This is a genomic window from Bradyrhizobium sp. 18BD (assembly GCF_054185225.1).
In genome coordinates, this window is record NZ_JAVAYL010000001.1 from 171,977 (window position 1) to 192,952 (window position 20,976).

Consider the following 20,976-nt stretch of genomic DNA (forward strand, 5'->3'; position numbering starts at 1 on the left):
AACCCGCGTAACGGGAGTACCCCATGACCCTCACCAGCGGCCGTTTCATCGGCCACGAACAGGACCGCGGCATCGTCCAGTTCTCGATGCAGGACGGCGCGAAGGAAATCCCCTGCGCGATCTCGACCTCCGCAATGGACGATCTCGAACGCGGCCCCCAGACCCGGCCTAACGAGCGCGAAGCCCAGTTCACCCGCCTCCGCGACCGCATCGAGGCGCGCGCCGCGAGCAAGTACCGCGCGACGGAGTTCGAGGGGACCCCGCCGGGGATCGTGCTGCGGAGCATTGATTTTCGGGGGTAGGGGGAGCGGCTATCTTGTCGAAGGTGACTCGGCACGCCGGCATTATGCCCGTGGCAGCATCGGTTGTTGACATTAACCATCTGTTAACCATGCGGTCGCCTAATGTTGGCGATGGGGGGATTCACCATGCCGGCCCATGTGGCGCGACCGAAGTTGATGCCTGTTTCGGCCGATCCGGCCATCCGGTCGGTGGCGAGGCTCGCGGTACGCGCCAGGGCCGTCCTACAGGGCAGAACGCCTGTCCTACGGAGCAAAGCCATGTTCGGAAAGGACGACTTAGTGGACCATCTCAGCCGCGATCTCGATCGCGCGCGCGGAAGACGCGATGCACTCGCATCCGAAGCCACGACCCTGACGGCTCAGATCGCCGAAATCGAAGCCCGCCTCATCGAGGAGAAGAACAGGCGGGAGCGTGAGCGCGTCCTGGGCGAGATCGAAGCGATCAAGACGCGAATCATGCAAGCCGCCGGCGCGTTTGCACCTGTCGTCGACGGTCTCTCCAGGGCGGTCGAGCAGGCTACGGCGGTCGTGCCCGAGGCGCGCGAGCTCAATAGTTTCCTGGTGTCGGTGGCGAGCGAGATCGACAGCGTGCTCGATCCCCTGTTGCGCGAACTGGATCAGCGCGCGGATGCGGTGCGAGCAGGACAGGCGGTACCGGACCTGCCGAGTTCGGCCAATGAAGCGCCGCCCGTCGAGCTGCCGAAAGACACCAACGATCGCCTGCTTCGCTTCCCGGCGTGGCTGTCCCGTGACAAGGAGGCGGACAAAAAGGAAACCGCAGAGGGCCCGCGCAGCACGGCAGCGTGAGCGATCTGCGCGGCTTGCGCAGCTTAAGAAGCCTGACCGAAAATGCAGTCAGCATTTTCAGGGCTTTCCTACTCACTTTCCGTCATGCCCGGGCATAGCCGTCCCAAGGACGGCGTCGCTTCCGCTCGCCTATGTCCCGGGCATCCACGTTCTTCATGGCGTAGGAAAGGTCGTGGATGGCCGGGACGAGCCCGGCCATGACGATGTAGAGGCATCGCACTCAAGCTCACGAAGACAAAACGCGATTGTCCCGCGCTTGACAGATAAGTCCTCCAGCCACCGCTCAGTTGGCGGCGCGGCGCAGGAAGGCCGGGATATCGAGAACGGCCTCGTCGGGCGCATTGCGCGCGGGGGCGTGGCCGGAGGGATGGAGCGGCGCAATCGCCGCGTGGCGCGCATACTCGAGGCCCGGCCTTGCTGGTGGTCCCACGGGATGATGCGGCTGCGGGCGGAGCGGCGGGCTTTCTCCTTGCGGAAGGGGTGCGCTGCGCTCGATGCGATCGGCGATGCGCCGGCCGTCGTTGCGCAGCCTTCCGGCGAGTTGGGCGAGGGCGGTTTCCACCGGCAGCGCCTGCGCCGCGTCGAGATTGTCTATGCCGGTCGCCACCACCGAGACGCGGACGATGCCGTCGAGGCTGTCGTCAAAGGACGCGCCGACGATGATGTTGGCATCCGGGTCGGCCTCGTCGCGAATGCGGGTCGCGGCTTCGTCGACCTCGTACAGCATGAGATCCTTGCCGCCGGTGATGGAGATGATGAGGCCGCTGGCGCGCTTGATCGAGGGATTCTCGATCAACGGATTGGAGATCGCGGCCACGGCGGCGGCAAGCACGCGCTTCTCGCCCGAAGCCTCGCCCCGTCCCATCATGGCCTTGCCCTTCTCCTTCATGACGGAGAGGACGTCGGCAAAATCGAGATTGATCAGGCCTTCCTTGACGATGAGGTCGCTGATGCAGGCGACGCCCGAATAGAGCACCTGGTCGGCAAGGGCGAAGGCATCGGCGAATGTGGTCTTCTCGCTGGCCACCCGGAACAGGTTCTGGTTCGGGATGATCAGGAGTGTGTCGACCGTCTTCAGCAGCTCCTCAATGCCGGCTTCGGCGAAGCGCATGCGGCGCTGACCCTCGAAGTAGAACGGCTTGGTGACCACGCCGATGGTGAGAATGCCGAGCTCGCGCGCGGTCCTCGCGACGATGGGTGCGGCCCCGGTGCCGGTGCCGCCGCCCATGCCGGCCGTCACGAACACCATGTGCGCGCCGGTCAATTGATCGCGGATCGTATCGATCACCTCTTCGGCCGCGGCCCGTCCCAGTTCCGGCTGCGAGCCGGCGCCGAGGCCCGCGGTCACCTTCGTGCCGAGCTGGATGAGGCGGGTTGCCTTCGACATGGCCAGCGCCTGCGCGTCGGTATTGGCGACGACGAACTCGACCCCCTGCAGCCCGGCCGTGATCATGTTGTTCACGGCATTGCCGCCGGCGCCGCCGACGCCGAACACGACGATGCGGGCCTTCATTTCATGGATATCGGTGGTGTCAGTCATTCTTCCCTCGCGATTGCTCCGGCAAGCCGGGGATTAAAGAAAGTTTCGAATGTTATTTGCGGGCCATTCGGTCTGCCTGCACGATCGAAGCGGCCAGATGTCCCAAGCGAAGCGCGGCGCGTCCCGTCAACGAGCCGCCAGGGCGGCGTTCGGTCCGCAGCGCCGCCATTTCGTCTTCCAGTCGTGTCGCCCACGCATTGGCTGCCGTCGCCTCGGCGCTCGCTTGCTGCAGCTCGACGGCGAGGCGCTCGGCGCGCTCACGCTCGCGCTCGAACACCGCCCTGTAGGCGGTTGCGACCTCTTCGAGCCGCGCGATCTCCGCCTTGAAGGCCTCGGTCTTGAGAGCGTTTTCGAGCGAAGTGGATACCGGTTCGCGTGAAGAAAACGCGTCAGAATAAGAATTTAGAGCCCCGTTCCGACGCTGTCGGAACGGAAATGGCTCTACGGCCTCAATCCCTGCCATGGAGGCATCGATGCAGTCTGCCCGGCGGCCCGTTCGCGGGCGGGGCGTGTACCGCAGCTCGGAGAAATCAACCCTCACCAGGGCCTTGCCGTCATCCGAATGCGAGCGCGGCAGGCGGCGACGTCTCGCCAGCGACCGCGCGGCCTCGCGCGAGATATTGAGGCGGGCACCCAGATCGGCATACGTCAACAACGCAACAGACATCGGCGCTTCTCCTGGAGCGAGCCGGGAAGGCATTTCGGGCTAATGATGGCTGGACGATTACAGCAGGCTAGGCTGCGATGGTTAATGCATGGTTAACACGCGCGAGATGCTGTTTACCGGCGCCGTCACCGTGCCGCCGCCCAGGGATCGGAGGGCCGACCCCGGGATCGGAGAGCACCATCTGTCGCGGCTGCGTCTTGGCGGTCTTGCGCAGGCAGCGAGAGCTTCAGGACGTTGGAGATGTTCTCGGAGACCTCGTTGCCGGTGCCGTCACAGCAGATGACGAGGTTCTTCGACGAGGGATTGTGCGCGTGGTCTATGGGGTGCGCCTCCGGGTGATGCTACCGGGGCGAGTATAGCGGAAAATGAAGAAAACAGACCTCGATTTACTCGATCTGTGTCGAGATTGTTCTTCGCTCGAGCGTGCCTAGTTGCTTCTGAGGGGGAGGTTGAATCCTCCGAGCCGAAAAGGCCTTCTAAGGCTAGAGTCTGGCCTCCGGGAACAGCCTGCTATGCTTCTAACGGGTAGTTGCGGTATTCGATTGTCTAGCCCGGGAGGCAAAACAAGGCACGCCCCCGCCAACGAAAGACCTATTCGCGAGGCTTGAGGGATAGATATATCAAGATCGACACGGTGTAAGAATCTCGGCTAGTACACTGGCATAACGCGGAGCCTTTCAAGCGAAAGGAGACAAACGACATGAACGGAATGGTTTCAGATATCGACCGTGAACTCGATATCATATTCGGCGAGTTTCGAGATCCGGAAGTCGTTCAGTCGTTTGTCAAGAGCGCGCGTGAGTCGGGTTTGACTGGTACGCTCTATGTTGGCTATCCAGTCCTGGCCATTGATGATGGGCGTGTCGAGTTCGATGCCGTTTTGGTGTCACGTGATCGTGGCGTTATCATTTTCGATATCTATTCGTTTGATGGAACGACAAGTGCCGGTGATGGTGGCGCCTTTCCCTCTCACGTCGAGAACAGACAAGAGCAGCTCTATGCGGCGCTCTATAACAAGCTCAACTCATTTCGGGAACTCCGACGCGGGAGGAATCTCGTAGTCGATATCCTTACTGTGGCGATCGATCCCATCGCGGACCAGAGCGTCTGGGATGAAGAAGACGATACCCACGTTGTGAGCTTAAAGAGCTTGAGCAGTATACCTCAGCTTGCGGTCTCCGACCGTCTCGGGGATGTCGAGGTACAGCATCTAAATGCAGCCATTCAAAGAATCTCCAACTTGCGGCCGCCAAAAAAGCGGGAGAACGTTACCCGGCAAAATTCAAAGGGAGCTGCGATAAAGGCGATCGAAGCACAGATCGCAAATCTCGATCTGTGGCAAAAGAGAGGCTCAATAGAATACGTTGATGGTCCGCAACGAATACGCGGTCTAGCCGGATCGGGCAAAACGGTCGTGCTTGCACTGAAGGCAGCTTACCTTCACGTAAAGCGTCCAGATTGGAAGATCGTTGTGACGTTCAACACCCGGTCGCTCTATCAGCAGTTTGAGTCGTTGATTCAGCGATTTGTGTTTGCTCAGATTGGTGACGGTCCTGATTGGGAACGACTAATCGTGATGCATGCTTGGGGAGCCTTTGATCGCCCTGGAGTCTACTCGACGGTATCCTCCGCCGTCGGTGCTCCTTTTCGCGATTTCGGCACTGCGTCGCGTATGTTTGGTTATAATCATGCCTTCGATGGTGCATGTCGAGAAGTCTTGGATGGAATAAAAGACAGAGATTTAGGTTTATTCGATGTCATGCTCATCGATGAAGCTCAGGATTTGCCTGCCTCATTCTTTAAGATTGCTTATAGGGCTGTAAAGCAGCCGAGGCGCATAGTGTGGGCATACGACGACCTTCAGAATCTTGGTGATTTCCACATGCCGTCCGAAGTGGAGCTCTTCGGACACAATGAGGATGGCTCGCAGCGTGTCGAGCTTCGCAACACAGAGGACCAGCCGCAGCAGGATATCGTCTTGCCTAGGTCTTATCGAAATCCGCCGTGGACGCTTGTCACGGCACATGGCGTCGGATTCGGTGTTAGGCATCATCCCATAATTCAAATGTTTCCGGATCCGGCGCTCTGGTTGAGGCTTGGTTATCGAGAGCTGCATGGCGAGCTTGACTTTGATCGCGATGTCACGATCGAGCGAGATCCGCGCAGCATCCCTGATTTTTTTGCAAAGTTTCTAGATCCTGCAGATTCACTGCAGGTCGAAACTGTCGAGGATAAAGCTGCTCAATACGATCTTGTAGCAAAGAGAATTAGTCACCTTTTGCATGATGAAGAGCTTCAATACACGGACATCCTGATCGTGATGCCGGATACGATGACCAGTCGTGGCACCGGCGCTCGTATTCTTTCAGCGTTGAGGCAGAATGGACTTCAGGGCCATGTGCCAGGAATTACCTCTTCACGTGATGAGATATTCAAAGATGGTTCTATCGCGGTGACGCACATTCACCGGGCAAAGGGGAATGAAGCGCCGGTTATTTTTGTGGTCGATGCTGATTTTTGTGAATCTGTCTCCGAAAGGAAGAAGCGACGTAATGTACTGTTTACAGCGATAACGAGATCGCGGGCTTGGACCTATATCTTCGGTACGGGCGCGGCGATGAAGCAGATCGAGTCGGAAATCCTTCAGATTCGGCAGAACAATTATCGGCTCTCGTTCCACTATCCGACGCAGGAACAAGCGCTGAAGTTGGCTGCTTCGTCAGATTTGCCGCGCCCGGGATTGGGTGTCGCAACCGAAGTCGTCGACGATCTAAGGCTGGCTCTGAAGAAAGCGAAGAAGGAGCGGCTTCTTTGGGATGACCTTCCGGAAGATCTGCAGCGTGATTTCCAAGAAATGTACGGCCCAGGCGAATGAAACCACGAGCCCTCTGCAACAAAATTAATGAGTTTTTGGAGAAGGGGCTTGAGCAGGGGGTGTTCCTAGCGATCCAACCGCATTTATTGCGTGGGTTGGCGGGAAGTGAAGCACTGGAGCCGCCGGTCAATATAGGGATGCTCACGGCGGGAGGCGTCTCGGTCTCCGAATATGTTGAACTTCTGGATGCCGACCGCTATTCGGCGGTTTTCCATGATCATGCGTTGTTGATGTTGCAGTGTAATTTTGCAGGTAATGAAATTCGAAATCACAGATACGGCTATATCCCCTGTCCTATTAGGCCTGATTTGATGGTGGATCGTCCGGAAGACATTCCGGTCGCAGACTGGGTCAGGTCGGTAGTTTCTTCCACCGGCGTTGATTCCTTTCTCAGCCTAGGCACTTACCGCTTCGATTTCACGAAGAGCCCGCCAACGAGATCGACTGAGCCTCACCCCGTTTCCCACTTAACGTTTGCCTCTGCTGGTTGCCGATTGCCTGTGCGATCGCCGATGACCATCTCGCACATGCTGAGTTTCTTGTTTGATAATTTCTATCGACAGTATCGGACGTTCTGGAACGACTTCGCGCCCCATCTCAATGGTGGTGTTCTTGGTGATACGATTACGGAAAGCGAGCAGATGCTTCACCATCTGACGTGGGCCGACGAGCCCTACTAGGATAGCGTTAGACTCTATCAAGGAGGTCTCGGTGCAAAAACAAAAACGGCCGGATCTTTCGATCCGGCCGTCACGCAAAACTCTTACCGGCTAAGCCTACGCCACGCGACGCAACTTAGCCCCCGCCCAATTTGAAAAACCTGGCTTAGCTGGCCTTCTTGACCGGCTGGTCGCCGATCTTCTTCTGGATGGCGCGCTTCAGCTCGAGGGCGCGCGGCGACAGGGCGTCGGCGTTGGCCTTGAGGAGGAAGGCGTCGAGGCCGCCATTGTGGTCGACGCTCTTGACCGCGCTGGTCGAGACGCGCAGGCGCACGTTGCGCTCCAGGGCTTCGCTGATGAACGTCACGTTGACGAGGTTCGGCAGGAAGCGGCGCTTGGTCTTGATGTTGGAGTGGCTGACCTTGTGGCCGACGAGGGGGCCCTTGGCCGTCAGTTCGCAGCGGCGAGACATGGTATCAATCCTTGGTTCGAACCCCCAACGATTGCGGCCGCCATTCTGGGCGCCACGGGGGCTAATTCTGTGTCCTTGCAGGGAGCGGGCGGACGTATAGGGGGGAAGGGGCGGGTAGTCAAGGATTTGGGCTAGGTTTCATGCCCGCGTCATGCCCCGCGACAGGTGTCATCGCCCGCCTTGCGCGCAATTGCGCGCTGGGGCGGGGCGATCCAGTGCGCCGGGGCGGCGCGGCTGGAGCCGGGAGGTTGCGGCGTACTGGATACCCCGCTTTCGCGGGGTATGACAGCGGAATGGGCGGGAAAAGGGCCGCGGAATGCGCGCAGCAGGGTGCGCTCCCCTGACGCGCCCCGATCACCAAAACGGCAATGATTGAAGCGCCTTACCATCACATAAAGGGCGTATTCGCCGCCGAATAGTTCGGTGAAGTTCCCGGCCAGAGACGCCCGGACACATTGTTTGCCGCGGTTTTTGGCTTAAGTAACAACCGTTCGCGCCCTGATTGGACTGGTTCGTGCTCACATCTTCCCCTCATTCGCCCCGGCTGCGTCTGGCCGGCCGGCTGGCCTTCGCGGCCCTTTGCGGGCTCGTGGTGGCGTGGGAAGCCGAGCCGGCGGCGGCGCAGGGCAAGCTCGAGGCGCAGTATGAGGCGACGCTGGCGGGCATTCCCGTCGGCAAGGGCGCCTGGAATATCGACATCCAGGACGATGTATTCGCGGCCGCGGCCTCCGGCGGCACCACGGGGCTGCTGAAGTCCTTCGCGGGCGGGTCCGGCACCGGCGCCTCGCAGGGGCGCGTCGTCAACGGCGCGTTGGTTGCAACCGGCTACCAGGCCTCCACCACCACGTCGAAGAAGACCGAAGAAATCCGCATCACGCTCGACAAGGGCAATGTGAAGGAGTTCGGCATCCTGCCGGAGCCGCCGGTCGATCCTGATCGCATCGTCGTCACCGATGCCCATCGCCGCGGCGTCTGGGATCCGATGACGGCCTCGCTGCTGCGCGTGCCCGGCACCGGCGACCCCGTGACGCCGGACGCCTGCCACAACTCCGCGCCCGTGTTCGACGGCCGCATGCGCTACGACCTCAAGCTCGATTTCAAGCGCATGGAGACGGTGAAGGCCGAGAAGGGCTATCACGGCCCGGTCGTGGTCTGCTCGCTCTATTTCGTGCCGGTCGCCGGCTACATCCCCGACCGCCCCGTGATCAAATACCTCGCCGCCCAGCGCAACATCGAGATCGCCTTCGCCCCGGTGGCGGGAACACGCATCCTGGTTCCGTTCTGGCTGAAAGTGCCGACGCCGCTGGGGCCTGCGATGCTGGAAGCGACCAGCTTCATCACGGCCGCCCAGCCGCCAAGGGTGGCGAAGACGCAGTAAAGCCCCGCTGCGTAGCCCGGATGGAGCGCAGCGCAATCCGGGATTCCTTGCTTTCGCTCCCCGTATTCCGCTTCGCTCCATACGGGCTACGATCTGCCTCTCGGGCTAAAAATCGATCTCAATGATATCAATGACTTCCCTACTGCGCATGGGGTTGTTTTCGCGAAAATGAGTTTGGGGCCTCTGATCCCGGAATCCATTTGACTCCTCTCCGATTCTGATTCGACTCCGCGCCGTCCCCAATTTTAAGGAACCCGCCCTCAAATCGTCGCTTGTACGGCAGCTCAAAACTCCATCTAGTGCGATGGAATAAGAGTCCCGCGACATGTTGCGTGAACGGAACATGACTCATCAGGGAGTCAGCGATTCGGCCGCGATTCGTTCTAGAGTCGTTCCGAAGCTTAAAGAGAACGGGAAAAGCGTCGCAAAGTGAGACAGTTGCGCGAGGTCTGGGGAGATCGCTCTTCTCCCTCGCCCCGTTCTTACGGGGAGAGGGTCGGGGTGAGGGGCTGCTTCAGCAAAGACGCTGACAATGAGATTCGTGGAGGCTCCCCCTCACCCGGATCGCTCCGCGATCCGACCTCTCCCCGCAAGCGGGGCGAGGTGGCTTCCGGGCGCTTCGCGCCGCCGCCGATTGAGACGAAGCCCCCAACACGCCCCATCCGGCACTGACATTCGCCCAAATCGCCACTACCTAATCCCCCAGACATGGCCTTCTCTCCCTCCCCATTCGCTTCCGAGCGCGCACCCGGCGCGGGCGTCACTGCGGTGCTCGGGCCGACCAACACCGGCAAGACCCATCTCGCCATCGAGCGGATGCTCGCGCATCCCTCGGGGATGATCGGCCTGCCGCTGCGCCTTTTGGCACGCGAGGTCTACAACAAGATCGCAGCAAGGGTCGGTAGCGAAGCCGTCGCGCTGATCACCGGCGAGGAGAAGATCAAGCCGAAGAACCCGCGCTATTGGGTCTCCACCGTCGAGGCGATGCCGCGCGACATCGACGTCTCCTTCCTCGCCGTGGACGAGGTCCAGATCGCCTCCGACCTGGAACGCGGCCACGTCTTCACCGACCGCATCCTCAACCGCCGCGGCCGCGACGAGACGCTGCTGCTCGGCGCCGCCACCATGCGCCCGATCATCGAGCGGCTGTTGCCCGGCGTGTCCATGATCACGCGGCCGCGCCTGTCGCAGCTCGAATTCGCCGGCGACCGCAAGATCACGCGCCAGCCGCGCCGCACCGCCATTGTCGCGTTCTCCGCCGACGAGGTCTACGCCATCGCCGAGCTGATCAAGCGCCAGCATGGCGGCGCCGCCGTGGTGCTGGGCTCGCTCTCGCCCCGCACGCGCAATGCGCAGGTCGAGATGTTCCAGAACGGCGACGTCGACTACCTCGTCGCCACCGACGCCGTCGGCATGGGCCTCAATCTCGACGTCGACCACGTTGCGTTTGCCTCCGACCGCAAGTTCGACGGCTACCAGTTCCGCCGCCTGACGCCGGCCGAATTCGCGCAGATCGCCGGCCGCGCCGGCCGTGCCACGCGCAACGGCACCTTCGGCACCACGGGCCGCTGCGCGCCGTTCGAGCCGGAGCTCGTCAATGCGCTGCAGAACCACACCTTCGACAACGTGAAGATGCTGCAATGGCGCAACTCGAAGCTGGATTTCTCCTCGCTCGGCGCGCTGCAGGTGTCGCTGAACCTCGCCCCCGGCCATGAGGCGCTGACGCGCGCGCCGATTGCCGAGGACATGCGCGTGCTCGACCATGCCGCCCGCGACGTCGAGGTGCGCGATATCGCGCATGGCAAGGCCGCCGTGGAGCGCCTCTGGGAGGCCTGCCAGGTCCCGGACTACCGGAAACTGTCGCCCGCGGCCCATGCCGAGCTCGTCACCACGCTGTACGGCTTCCTGATGCAGAAGGGCTGCATCCCCGATTCCTGGTTCGCGGCCCAGGTCGACCAGGCCGACCGCATCGACGGCGACATCGACACGCTGTCGGCCCGGATCGCGCAAATTCGCACCTGGACCTTCGTCGCGAACCGTCCGGACTGGCTGAAAGGCCCCGAACGCTGGCAGGGGATCGCCCGCGAGGTCGAAAATAAATTATCGGATGCGCTCCATGAACGCTTGACTGAGCGTTTCGTTGATCGTCGGACCAGTGTATTGATGCGCCGCCTGCGGGAGAACACGAGCTTGAATACTGAAATCGGCAAGACCGGCGAAGTCATCGTCGAAGGCCATGTCATCGGCCGCCTCGATGGCTTCACCTTTGCACCGGATGCGGCGGAAGCCGGCTCCGATGCGAAAGCCTTGCAGGCTGCAGCCCAAGCGGTGCTCGCCGGCGAGATCAACGCGCGCGCCGAAAAGCTGGGCAACGCGCCGGACGAGCAGTTCGTGCTGACCTCGGAGGGCACCATCCGCTGGACCGGTGATGCCGTGGCGCGGCTGTCCGCCGCAGAGGACGCGCTGCATCCGCGCATCCGCATCATCTCGGACGAGCGGCTGACGGGTGCGCCCCGTGAGAAGGTGCAGGCCCGGCTCGACCTCTGGCTCAAGACGCATATCGAAAAGCTGCTCGGGCCGATGTTCGAGCTGTCGAAGGCCGAGGACGTTACCGGCATTGCCCGCGGCATCGCCTATCAGCTCGTCGAGGCGCTCGGCGTGCTCGACCGTCCGAAGATCGCCAACGAGCTGAAGGATCTCGACCAGCCCTCGCGCGCGACCTTGCGAAAGTACGGCGTCCGCTTCGGCGCCTATCACATCTACTTCCCCGGCCTGCTCAAGCCCGCCGGGCGTGCGCTCGCCGCGCTGCTGTGGGCGCTGAAGCAGGACAATGTCGATCTGTCCTCGCTGTCGGGCGCGCAGCATCTGGCCTCGTCGGGCCGCACCTCGTTCCCGGTCGACAAGCAATTGCCGCGCGATGCCTATCGCGTGCTCGGCTACAAGCAGGCCGGCGAGCGCGCCGTGCGCGTCGACATCCTGGAGCGTCTTGCTGATCTGATCCGCCCGGCGCTGGCCTGGCGCGAAAATTCGCCCGGCGAAAAGCCCGCCGGCGCATTCGACGGCCGCAGCTTTGTGGTGACGCAGGCGATGACCTCGCTCACCGGCTCCGCCGGCGAGGATTTTGCGTCGGTGCTGCGCGCGCTCGGCTATCGCATGGAGAAGCGTCCGCCGCTGCCGGTGAAGCCGGCTGCGCTTGTCGCTGCGGAGGCTTCCGCCGAGACGCCAGCGACCGAAGAAGCTACCGCCTCTGCAGAGACGGCCATCGAAGCCGCCGGCGAGCCTGTGACCGTCGAAGACGCGCCCGGCATGGAGCAGCACGACGAGCCCGCGCAGGAAGAGCCGGCGCTCGAAGCGTCGCCCGAAGCGCCCGTCACGCCGGAAGATGCCCCCGGCATCGCGCCGCCGGCGGAAGAGCCTGCTGCGCCCACCGAGGCTGCTGACGCTGCTCCCGCCGAGACCGCGGCGACGGAAGCTGCTGCATCGCCCGATGCTGCTGCGCCTGTCGAGGCTGCTGCTGCGCCCGCCGAGCCGGAGCTCGTCGAGGTCTGGCGCCCCGGCGGCCGTCACGAGGATCGCAAGCCGCGTCACGAGCGCCATCGCCACCAGCGTCACCACAACAACCAGCGCCCGCAGGCCGGTGCTGAGGCGGGTTCCGCGCCCGCCGAAGGCGAAGCCGCGCAGTCGGCTGACGGCGAAAAGCGCGGCGAGCGTCATCGTCACGGTGGCCATCGCCGCGACGGGGCTAAAGACTTCCGCAAGCCGCGTGAAGGCGGCGAGGGCGGTGAGCGCCGCGACGACCGCAATCGCAGCTTCCAGGGCAAGGACCGCGACAAGGATCGCGATCGCAACCGCGACAGCAAGAAGTTCGGCGGAGATCGCGACAAGGGCCGCGACAATCGTGGCCGCGACCGTGACAAGGGTCGTGATCGCCAGGGTGGTCCCTCCCTGCGTCCCTACGCATCGAGCGCGAACCCGCGCGAGCGCGATCGTCCCGCCGATCCGAACTCGCCCTTCGCAAAGCTCGCCGCGCTGAAAGAACAGCTGTCAGGTCGGAAGGAGTAATCCCACGAGCGAGCGGCAGCGCATCGACAAATGGCTGTGGCACGCGCGGGTGGTGAAGGCGCGCACATCCGCGGCCGAGCTGGTCGAGTCCGGCCATGTCCGCGTCAACGGCACGCGTGAGAAATCACCGGGCCATGCGATCAAGATCGGTGATGTCATCACCGTCGCGCTCGACCGCACCGTGCGCGTGCTGAAAGTCACAGGCTTCAACGAGCGCCGCGGCGATGCTGCCTCGGCCCGTGTGCTCTACGAGGAGCTCAGCGAAGCAAATCGCAATTAATTGCGCATCGCGTTCATTTCTTGGTCGATCAAACACATAAAGCCGTCATGATCGGGGCTTCCCGACCTTGCAGCGCCGGGCCATCCGCGCTACGCAAGCCCCGACTTTTAAAAGAGCTTTTCGGAGCGTTGGATGACTTACGTCGTCACTGAAAACTGCATCAAGTGCAAGTACACCGACTGCGTCGAGGTCTGCCCGGTCGACTGTTTCTACGAGGGCGACAACATGCTCGTCATCCATCCTGACGAGTGCATCGACTGCGGCGTGTGCGAGCCGGAATGCCCCGCCGACGCCATCAAGCCGGACACGGAACCGGGCCTCGAAAAGTGGCTCCAGGTCAACGCCGACTACGCCAAGAGCTGGCCGAACATCACCCAGAAGAAAGAATCACCCCCGGACGCGAAGGAATTCGACGGTCAGGAAGGCAAGTTCGAGAAATATTTTTCTCCGGACCCTGGCTCCGGGGACTAAATTCCGTCGCAAACTTAACCCTAATACCTTCGTCAGCGCCGAAAACCAGGCCTTAAGACCCCTAAATCATTGATTTTTGCGGGAAATGTGCTATATTGGGCACATTGAGCCGAACCCGTCAGCCCAGTTGGCTCCGTTGGGTTCCCGTGAAACCAAAATGTCGAACAGGGGCGTGGCAGTTTCCGCGCGCAGGCTGTGTCACAGAAAACGCGTAAAAAGAGTACTTCAGCGAGGGCTTCCCATAAGGAGGCCAAAAAAGTCGCCGCGGCCAGCCGTAGCGCATCCAAAGGTCGGACCGCGACGAAGGCGCCGGCTGCAAAGTCCTCGAAGAACAAAAGAAGCGCAATGCCTAACAAGACTGCCAAACCGGCCGCGAAAGCGACCGCTGCCAAGCCTGCTGCCGCCAAAGCTCCCGCTTCCAAGCCCGCTGCGCCGAAGGCTCCTGTTGCTGCTGCTCCTGCCAAGGCTCCTGTTGCTGCCAAGCCGGCCGTGAAGCCGGCCGCCGCTGCGCCGAAGGTCGAGGAAAAGAAGGTCGTGACCCAGCGTCAGGGCTTCAAGGCCAACGAATTCGTCGTTTATCCCGCTCACGGCGTCGGCCAGATCCTGGCCATCGAGGAGCAGGAGATCGCCGGTGCGAAGCTCGAGCTGTTCGTCATCAACTTCATCAAGGACAAGATGACGCTCCGCGTTCCGACCGCCAAGGTCGCCAACGTCGGCATGCGCAAGCTGTCCGAGCCCGCCCTCGTCAAGAAGGCGCTCGAGACTCTGAAGGGCCGCGCCCGCGTCAAGCGCACCATGTGGTCGCGCCGCGCCCAGGAATACGAAGCGAAGATCAACTCGGGCGACATCGTCGCGATCGCGGAGGTCGTGCGCGACCTCTATCGCTCGGAGTCGCAGCCGGAACAGTCGTACAGCGAACGTCAGCTCTATGAAGCTGCGCTCGACCGTCTGTCCCGCGAGATCGCGGTGGTGCAGCACTCGACCGAGACCGAAGCGGTCAAGGAGATCGAAGCTCAGCTCGCCAAGAGCCCGCGCCGCGCCAATGCCAAGGCGGAAGCCGCCGACGGCGAGGGCGAGACGGATGCCGAGGGCGATACCGACGATACCGATGGCGACGACACCACTGTCGCCGACGAGGCTGCGTAAGCCTCTCGCGTCGATCGGAAGAGATCAAAAGCCCGGCCGGTTGGCCGGGCTTTTTTTCCCGACGGTGCATGCAGCGTCAGCTGGAAGCGGTGATGGTCTCAGGATCCCGATGGTGCCAGCCGGCTGAGCCTCGACATGGCTGCCTCCCTTCCGGCACGCGTCTCTTACCATCTCGGTGCGACGCTGCTCTCGAAGTCCAACGACATCTTCGCCATCGCTGACAGCTACAGCGACCTGACAACGTGGCGGACGGAATGCTGGGCGACCAAGCTCTGCCGCTTCGACGTCAATGCCCGCTTCGATCAGGAGGGGATCGACGTCACGATTACGTCACGGGCGAGGTGACGAAGTAGATCTTTTGTAGCCCGGATGAGCGAAGCGATATCCGGGAGCGGGCTTTCCGCCGATGCCGACGCCCCGGATGTCGCTCCGCTCATCCGGGCTACGGCACCGCCGGAGGTAGGCAAGCTGGCGGGAGCGTCTGGTTCGTAGAAGCGGAGTGAAGCGCGATGCACTCAGCGTCGTCCCGGGCTCGCGCGTTGCGCGCCCGGGGACGGCAGTTCACTTCACCGGCCGCTTCTCGAGCTTCCGCGCCAACGTGCGCCGGTGCATCCCCAGCCTTCTCGCCGCTTCCGAAATATTAAAATCCGTCTCGATCAGCGTCTGGTGGATGCGTTCCCATTCCAGCGTCTTGATCGAGGTCGGCCGCGCGTCGAGCGCCACTTCGGCGTTGCCTTCGGCCTTGTGGAAGGCGGCCTCGATGTCATCGGTGTTCGACGGCTTTGCGAGGTAGTGGCAGGCGCCCAGCTTGATCGCTTCGACGGCGGTGGAGATGCTGGCGAATCCTGTGAGCACCACGATCAGCATGTCAGGATCGTGCGTGTGCAGCAGCTCGACGCAGGCAAGGCCGGAGGCGCCGCCGAGCTTGAGATCGACCACGGCGTGGCCGAAGGTGCGTTCCTCCAGCACCTTGCGCACGTCTTCAATGGAGCCAGCGAGCACGACGTCGTAGCCGCGGCGCTCGAACGAGCGTTTCAGCGTGCGCGCAAAACCTTCGTCGTCCTCGACGACGATCAGCGAACGGTCAGGCGTCAAAGCTGCCTCCGATCGCGAGCGTCGCGAGCGGCAGCGTCAGGCGCACCGTGGCGCCGCGCTTCCTGTGGTTCTCGGCGGTCACGCTGCCCCCCAATTTGCGCACCACGTTCACCACCAGGAACAGGCCGAGCCCGCCGCCGGCGCGGCCCTTGCTCGAGTGATAGGGTTTTCCGAGCTGCGACAGCATCTCCGGCGCAAAGCCCGGGCCGCGGTCGGAGATCGACAGCACGAGATTGTCGCCCTCGCGCTCGGCCAGCAGCTCGACCCAGTCGCGCGAGACCTCGTAGGCGTTGTCGAGCACGTTGAAGATCACCTGCTTCAGCGCGATGTCGGAGACGATCGCGACGTCCTCGCCGAAAGTATTGACGAAATAGAGCGTGCGCACCGAACGCGCGTCGCGCCACTCCTCCACCAGCGCCGTCACGAACGCGGTCACCGTGGTCGGCGACGAACCCTCGCCGCGCGCTTCGCCGGCCGAGACCAGGATGCCTGTCACGATCGACTTGCAGCGTTGCAGCGAGGTTTCCATCTGCGAAAGATCCTCGGCGAGCTCCTGATCGGCGGCAAGGTCCGGCATGCGGCGCCAGTCGTTGAGGATCACCGAGAGCGAGGCGAGCGGGGTGCCGAGCTCATGCGCGGCGCCGGAGGCCAGCAGGCCCATGCGCACGATGTGGTCCTGCTCGGCCGCATGCTGGCGCAGCGCGGCCAGATGCGCGTCGCGCTCGCGCAAATTCCTGTTGATGCGGGTGACGAACACCACCAGCAGCACGGCATTGAGGGCGAAGCCCAGCAGCATGCCGGCCACGGTGAGCGTGTAGGTCTCGCTGAGCGGGTTCGGCGGCAGGTCGAGCGGTCGGTAGGCCAGCGTCAGCCAGACGAAGCACGCGCAGGTCAGCGCGACCAGCGACCAGGTCGAGCGGGCGTCGAGCAGCACCGCAGCCAGCGTCACCTGGAGCAGGAACAGCGAGGTGAAGGGATTGGTGGCGCCGCCGCTGAGGTAGAGCTGCGCGGTCAGCGCGGCAACGTCGAGCATCAGCGCGACCAGCAGCTCGTTGCTGGAGATCGCGGCGCGATGGCGCACCCAGACCAGGCTGGAGACATTGAGCAGCACCAGCGCGCCGATCACTGCGCCCATCCGCTCCAGGGGCAGGGGAATGCCGAGCCCGAAATGCACGCCGCCGATGGTGACGATCTGGCCGACCACCGCGGTCCAGCGCAGCTGGATCAGCAGCGCCATGTTCTTGCGGTTGGTCTCGTCGTCGGTGGGTGTCGCGCCGATCAATTCGCTGCGCGCGTCGGCCTGCGATTGCAGCGTGACGGCGAGTTCGCCACCGGCAAGCATCTGGGAAATGGTCTTCCCGTCGTCAGGTCTGCTCGACGATCTTTCCAGCATCTGATCCCGTCCTGCGGGCGGCGGCCTCTGGGCCGCCATCCGGTTCGTGGACGTAGCGTTTGCGGCGGAACAGCCCGCCGCCGAATGTGACGAAGAGCCTGCCGGCCAGCATGAAAGCCAGGGCAAACCACGTCAGCGCGTAGATCAGGTGGTTATTGGGAAAGCGGACCACGGTCAATCCACCGATGGGACCTTGGCCGGATTGTGATCCGGCGTCGGCATCGATGAAGAAGGGGGCGGCCTCGGTCAGGCCGCGTGCCGTCGAGATCGCGGCGACATCGCGCGAATACCAGCGGTTGTGCTGAGGCACGTTGTTGCGGAGGAAGCCGCCTTTCGGCTCGGTGATGCGCAACAGGCCGGTGATAGCGACTTGGCCCTCAGGATTGCCACTTTGGCGCGTCGATGCGTCGCGCCGCTCGGACGGCACGAAGCCGCGATTGACCAGCACCTGCGTGCCGTCGTCGCGCTGAAGCGGCGTCAGCACCCAATAGCCGGGGCCCTCCTCGGTGACGGCCTGAACCAGCGTCTCGCGATCGTGCAGGAAGCGTCCGGTGACGCTGACGTGCCGGTATTCATCGTTTGCACGGGTGACCGCGGGCCACGAAGCGGGCGAGGGGATCGGCGCGGCCGGAGCATGGACACGCTGCTCGACGCGGTCGATCAGCGCCAGCTTCCAGGCGCGTCGCTCGATCTGCCAGACACCGAGCGCGATCAGAATGACGAAGGCGATGAGCGAGAGAACCGTGAGCCACAGGGACGGACGCGCAGCCCTCGTGGAGCTGCGCGTCTTGTTATCCTTGTGGCTCACGAGACCGCTCACTTCATTCCCGTCATCTCGTGGATGGGCATCATGTTGCTGTTGAGGTGGTTCATCACCCACAGCGAACCGGACAGCGCGATCACCACCATGACGATGGTGAAGATCAGCGCCATCATGCTCCAGCCGTTCTCGGACTTGGTGTTCATGTGCAGGAAGTAGATCATGTGCACGACGATCTGCACGACCGCGAAGGCCATGATGACCAGCGCGGTGATCTGCTTGCTCGGCAACGCGCCGCTCATCACCAGCCAGAACGGGATCGTGGTCAGCACCACCGACAGCACGAAGCCGAGCATGTAGCCCGAGAACGTACTGTGGGCGTGGCCGTCGTCGTGGTGATGGTCGCCCGCGTGGGCGGCGTGGGTATCGGTGTTCATCGCAGAACTCCCAGAAGATAGACGAAGGTGAAGACGCCGATCCAGACCACGTCGAGGAAGTGCCAGAACATCGACAGGCACATCAGGCGGCGGCGGTTGGCTTCGATCAGGCCGAACTTCTTGACCTGCACCATCAGCGTGACCAGCCAGATCAGGCCGCAGGAGACGTGCAGACCGTGGGTGCCGACCAGGGTGAAGAAGGAGGACAGGAAGGCGCTGCGCTGGGGCGTCGCGCCTTCGTGGATCATGTGGGCGAACTCGGTGAGCTCGATGCCGATGAAGGCCAGACCGAACAGGCCGGTGATGGCCAGCCACATCTGCGTCTGAGCCACCTTGTTCTGCTGCATCGTCAGCATGGCGAAGCCATAGGTGATCGACGACAGCAGCAGCATCGAGGTGTTCACCGCGACCAGGTCGAGGTCGAACAGGTCCTTCGGCGCGGGGCCGGCGGCGTAGTTGGCGCCGAGCACGCCGAAGGCGGCGAACAGCATCGCGAAGATGAGGCAATCGCTCATCAGGTAGATCCAGAAGCCGAGCGAGGTGCTGTAGCCTTCCGGATGCGGATGTTCGTCGGCGAGATAGAAGACCGGCTCGCCGGTCTGCGAGGGATTGACAGAGACGGTCATTTACTTGGCTCCGGCGAGCAGTTTGGTGCGCGCGTCCTCGGTCCGAATGACGTCCTCAGCCGGAATGTCGAAGTCGCGGTGATAGTTGAAGGTGTGACCGATCCCGACGACGAGCATCGCGATGAAGCTCGCAGCCGCCAGCCACCAGATGTACCAGATCAGGCCGAATCCCATCGCGGTGGCGAGGCCGGCGAGGATGATTCCGGTGCCGGTGCTGCTGGGCATGTGGATCGGCTTGAACCCGGTGAGCGGACGCTGGTAGCCGCGCTTCTTCATGTCCCACCACGCGTCATTGTCGTGAACGACGGGGGTGAAGGCGAAGTTGTAGTCCGGCGGGGGCGAGGAGGTTGCCCATTCCAGCGTGCGCGCATCCCAGGGATCGCCGGTGACGTCCTTGAGCTGCTCGCGCTTGAGGAAGCTGACCGCGAACTGCATCAGCATGCTGAGGATGCCGAGGAAGACGAGGCCGGCGCCGATCGCGGCGATGACGAACCAGATCTGCAGGGACGGATCGTCGAACACGCGCAGGCGGCGGGTCACGCCCATCAGGCCGAGCACGTAGAGCGGCATGAAGGCCATGTAGAAGCCGACGACCCAGAACCAGAACGACAGCTTGCCCCAGAACACATCGAGCTTGAAGCCGAACGCCTTCGGGAACCAGTAGTTGATGCCGGCGAACGCGCCGAACACCACGCCGCCGATGATCACGTTGTGGAAATGCGCGATCAGGAACAGGCTGTTGTGCAGCACGAAGTCGGCCGGCGGCACCGCGAGCAGCACGCCGGTCATGCCGCCGAGCACGAAGGTCAGCATGAAGGCGACCGTCCACATCATCGGCAGCTCGTAGCGGATACGGCCGCGATACATCGTGAACAGCCAGTTGAACATCTTCGCGCCCGTCGGGATCGAGATGATCATCGTGGTGATGCCGAAGAACGAGTTGACGCTGGCGCCCGAACCCATCGTGAAGAAGTGGTGCAGCCACACCAGGTACGACAGGATGGTGATGACCACGGTGGCGTAGACCATCGAGGTGTAGCCGAACAGGCGCTTGCCGGAGAAGGTCGAGGTGACTTCCGAGAAGATGCCGAACGCCGGGAGAACCAGGATGTAGACCTCGGGATGGCCCCAGATCCAGATCAGGTTCACGTACATCATCGGGCTGCCGCCGAAATCGTTCGTGAAGAAGTTGGTGCCGACATAGCGATCGAGCGAGAGCAGCGCGAGCACGACGGTCAGAACGGGGAACGAGGCGACGATCAGGATGTTGGTGCAGAGCGAGGTCCAGGTGAACACCGGCATCTTCATCATGCTCATGCCGGGGCAACGCAGCTTGACGATGGTACAGATCAGATTGATGCCGGATAACGTCGTACCTACACCAGCAACCTGTAGCGCCCAGATGTAATAGTCGACGCCGACGTCAGGGCTGTAGCCGATGTTCGACAGCGGCGGATAAGCCAGCCAGCCGGTGCGGGCGAATTCGCCGATGAACAGCGAGGCCATCACCAGCACCGCGCCGCCGACCGTCATCCAGAAGCTGAAATTGTTCAGGAACGGGAACGATACGTCGCGCGCGCCGATTTGCAGCGGCACGACGTAGTTCATCAGGCCGGTGACCAACGGCATCGCCACGAAGAAGATCATGATCACGCCGTGGGCGGTGAAGACCTGGTCGTAGTGATGGGCGTTGAGATAGCCTTCGGAGCCGTTGAAGGCGAGCATCTGCTGGCCGCGCATCATCAGCGCGTCCGCGAAGCCGCGCAGCAGCATCACGATGCCGAGGATCATGTACATGATGCCGATGCGCTTGTGGTCCACCGTGGTGAACCATTCGCGCCAGAGGTAGCCCCAGAGACGGAAATAGGTGAGGCCGGCGAGCAGCGTGGCGCCGCCGAGCGCGACCACCACGAAGGTGCCGACGACGATCGGCTCGTGCAGTGGCAGCGACTCGAGACCGAGCCGGCCGAAGATGAGCTTGAGGAGATCAGGAGACATGCGAGCTC

General features: G+C 62.7%; 19 protein-coding genes and 1 pseudogene. 10 read left to right on the plus strand and 10 right to left on the minus strand.

The genetic code is table 11. From position 1 onward, the window contains the following. Positions 1–23: 23 nt before the first annotated feature. Both RAD16_RS00810 and RAD16_RS00815 read left to right on the plus strand, forming a co-directional pair. Positions 24–302: a DUF1488 domain-containing protein gene (locus tag RAD16_RS00810; RefSeq protein ID WP_458155992.1), complete on the plus strand. Its 279-nt coding sequence runs from the start codon at positions 24–26 to the stop codon at positions 300–302. Positions 303–428: 126 nt separating this feature from the next. Continuing rightward, positions 429–1,109, plus strand: a complete 681-nt coding sequence (locus RAD16_RS00815) for a hypothetical protein (RefSeq protein ID WP_458155993.1) — start codon at positions 429–431, stop codon at positions 1,107–1,109. Between the two features lie 283 nt (positions 1,110–1,392). Here RAD16_RS00815 and ftsZ read toward each other — a convergent pair whose 3' ends face one another. The 3 genes and pseudogenes from ftsZ to RAD16_RS00830 form a co-directional block, all read right to left on the minus strand. Next, complete coding sequence (gene ftsZ, locus RAD16_RS00820; RefSeq protein WP_458155994.1) at positions 1,393–2,649, minus strand: cell division protein FtsZ; 1,257 nt, start codon at positions 2,647–2,649, stop codon at positions 1,393–1,395. A 52-nt stretch (positions 2,650–2,701) separates the two neighbouring features. Continuing rightward, a complete protein-coding gene (locus RAD16_RS00825) occupies positions 2,702–3,316 on the minus strand; it encodes a hypothetical protein (RefSeq protein ID WP_458155995.1) in 615 nt (204 codons plus the stop codon). A 154-nt stretch (positions 3,317–3,470) separates the two neighbouring features. After that, positions 3,471–3,636, minus strand: a pseudogene (locus RAD16_RS00830) (phospholipase effector Tle1 domain-containing protein); the annotation flags it as partial. A 380-nt stretch (positions 3,637–4,016) separates the two neighbouring features. Here RAD16_RS00830 and RAD16_RS00835 point away from each other — a divergent pair. Together RAD16_RS00835 and RAD16_RS00840 are read left to right on the plus strand one after the other, a co-directional pair. Further along, positions 4,017–6,191 carry a DEAD/DEAH box helicase gene (locus tag RAD16_RS00835; protein WP_458155996.1) on the plus strand — a complete coding sequence of 725 codons (2,175 nt, stop codon included), beginning with the start codon at positions 4,017–4,019 and terminating at the stop codon, positions 6,189–6,191. Next, positions 6,188–6,871 (plus strand): DUF2290 domain-containing protein, encoded by a 684-nt coding sequence (locus RAD16_RS00840; protein WP_458155997.1) that lies wholly within the window; start codon positions 6,188–6,190, stop codon positions 6,869–6,871. The genes RAD16_RS00835 and RAD16_RS00840 overlap by 4 nt, the downstream gene beginning before the upstream one ends. A 145-nt stretch (positions 6,872–7,016) precedes the next feature. Here RAD16_RS00840 and rpmB read toward each other — a convergent pair whose 3' ends face one another. Then, positions 7,017–7,322: a 50S ribosomal protein L28 gene (gene rpmB, locus RAD16_RS00845; RefSeq protein WP_458155998.1), complete on the minus strand. Its 306-nt coding sequence runs from the start codon at positions 7,320–7,322 to the stop codon at positions 7,017–7,019. A gap of 514 nt (positions 7,323–7,836) precedes the next feature. Here rpmB and RAD16_RS00850 point away from each other — a divergent pair. The 6 genes from RAD16_RS00850 to RAD16_RS00875 all read left to right on the plus strand — a co-directional run bounded on the left by RAD16_RS00850 (position 7,837) and on the right by RAD16_RS00875 (position 15,004). Beyond that, positions 7,837–8,700, plus strand: a complete 864-nt coding sequence (locus RAD16_RS00850) for a DUF3108 domain-containing protein (protein WP_458155999.1) — start codon at positions 7,837–7,839, stop codon at positions 8,698–8,700. 708 nt (positions 8,701–9,408) lie between these two features. Beyond that, on the plus strand, positions 9,409–12,762 hold the full coding sequence (locus RAD16_RS00855; protein WP_458156000.1) for a helicase-related protein: 3,354 nt from the start codon (positions 9,409–9,411) through the stop codon (positions 12,760–12,762). A gap of 22 nt (positions 12,763–12,784) precedes the next feature. Then, positions 12,785–13,042, plus strand: coding sequence for an RNA-binding S4 domain-containing protein (locus tag RAD16_RS00860; protein ID WP_212030331.1), 258 nt, complete (start codon positions 12,785–12,787; stop codon positions 13,040–13,042). A gap of 132 nt (positions 13,043–13,174) precedes the next feature. Then, positions 13,175–13,513 carry a ferredoxin FdxA gene (gene fdxA, locus RAD16_RS00865; protein WP_458156001.1) on the plus strand — a complete coding sequence of 113 codons (339 nt, stop codon included), beginning with the start codon at positions 13,175–13,177 and terminating at the stop codon, positions 13,511–13,513. A gap of 345 nt (positions 13,514–13,858) precedes the next feature. Then, the gene (locus RAD16_RS00870; protein WP_458156002.1) at positions 13,859–14,659 is read left to right on the plus strand and encodes a CarD family transcriptional regulator; all 801 of its coding nucleotides are present in this window, start codon (positions 13,859–13,861) and stop codon (positions 14,657–14,659) included. Positions 14,660–14,794: 135 nt separating this feature from the next. Then, positions 14,795–15,004, plus strand: coding sequence for a hypothetical protein (locus RAD16_RS00875; RefSeq protein WP_458156003.1), 210 nt, complete (start codon positions 14,795–14,797; stop codon positions 15,002–15,004). A gap of 216 nt (positions 15,005–15,220) precedes the next feature. Here RAD16_RS00875 and RAD16_RS00880 read toward each other — a convergent pair whose 3' ends face one another. The 6 genes from RAD16_RS00880 to cyoB are packed head-to-tail and all read right to left on the minus strand — an operon-like array spanning position 15,221 to position 20,968. Next, positions 15,221–15,754 (minus strand): response regulator transcription factor, encoded by a 534-nt coding sequence (locus RAD16_RS00880; RefSeq protein ID WP_458156004.1) that lies wholly within the window; start codon positions 15,752–15,754, stop codon positions 15,221–15,223. Next, a complete protein-coding gene (locus tag RAD16_RS00885) occupies positions 15,744–17,147 on the minus strand; it encodes an ATP-binding protein (protein WP_458156005.1) in 1,404 nt (467 codons plus the stop codon). The genes RAD16_RS00880 and RAD16_RS00885 overlap by 11 nt, the downstream gene beginning before the upstream one ends. Continuing rightward, on the minus strand, positions 17,119–17,955 hold the full coding sequence (locus tag RAD16_RS00890; protein WP_458156006.1) for an SURF1 family protein: 837 nt from the start codon (positions 17,953–17,955) through the stop codon (positions 17,119–17,121). Before RAD16_RS00890 ends, RAD16_RS00885 begins: the two co-directional genes overlap by 29 nt. 8 nt (positions 17,956–17,963) lie before the next feature. After that, entirely contained in the window at positions 17,964–18,344 is a 381-nt protein-coding gene (gene cyoD, locus RAD16_RS00895) for a cytochrome o ubiquinol oxidase subunit IV (protein WP_458156007.1), read from the minus strand. After that, on the minus strand, positions 18,341–18,970 hold the full coding sequence (gene cyoC / locus RAD16_RS00900) for a cytochrome o ubiquinol oxidase subunit III (RefSeq protein WP_458156008.1): 630 nt from the start codon (positions 18,968–18,970) through the stop codon (positions 18,341–18,343). The genes cyoD and cyoC overlap by 4 nt, the downstream gene beginning before the upstream one ends. Continuing rightward, complete coding sequence (cyoB, locus tag RAD16_RS00905; protein ID WP_458156009.1) at positions 18,971–20,968, minus strand: cytochrome o ubiquinol oxidase subunit I; 1,998 nt, start codon at positions 20,966–20,968, stop codon at positions 18,971–18,973. Positions 20,969–20,976: the final 8 nt, after the last annotated feature.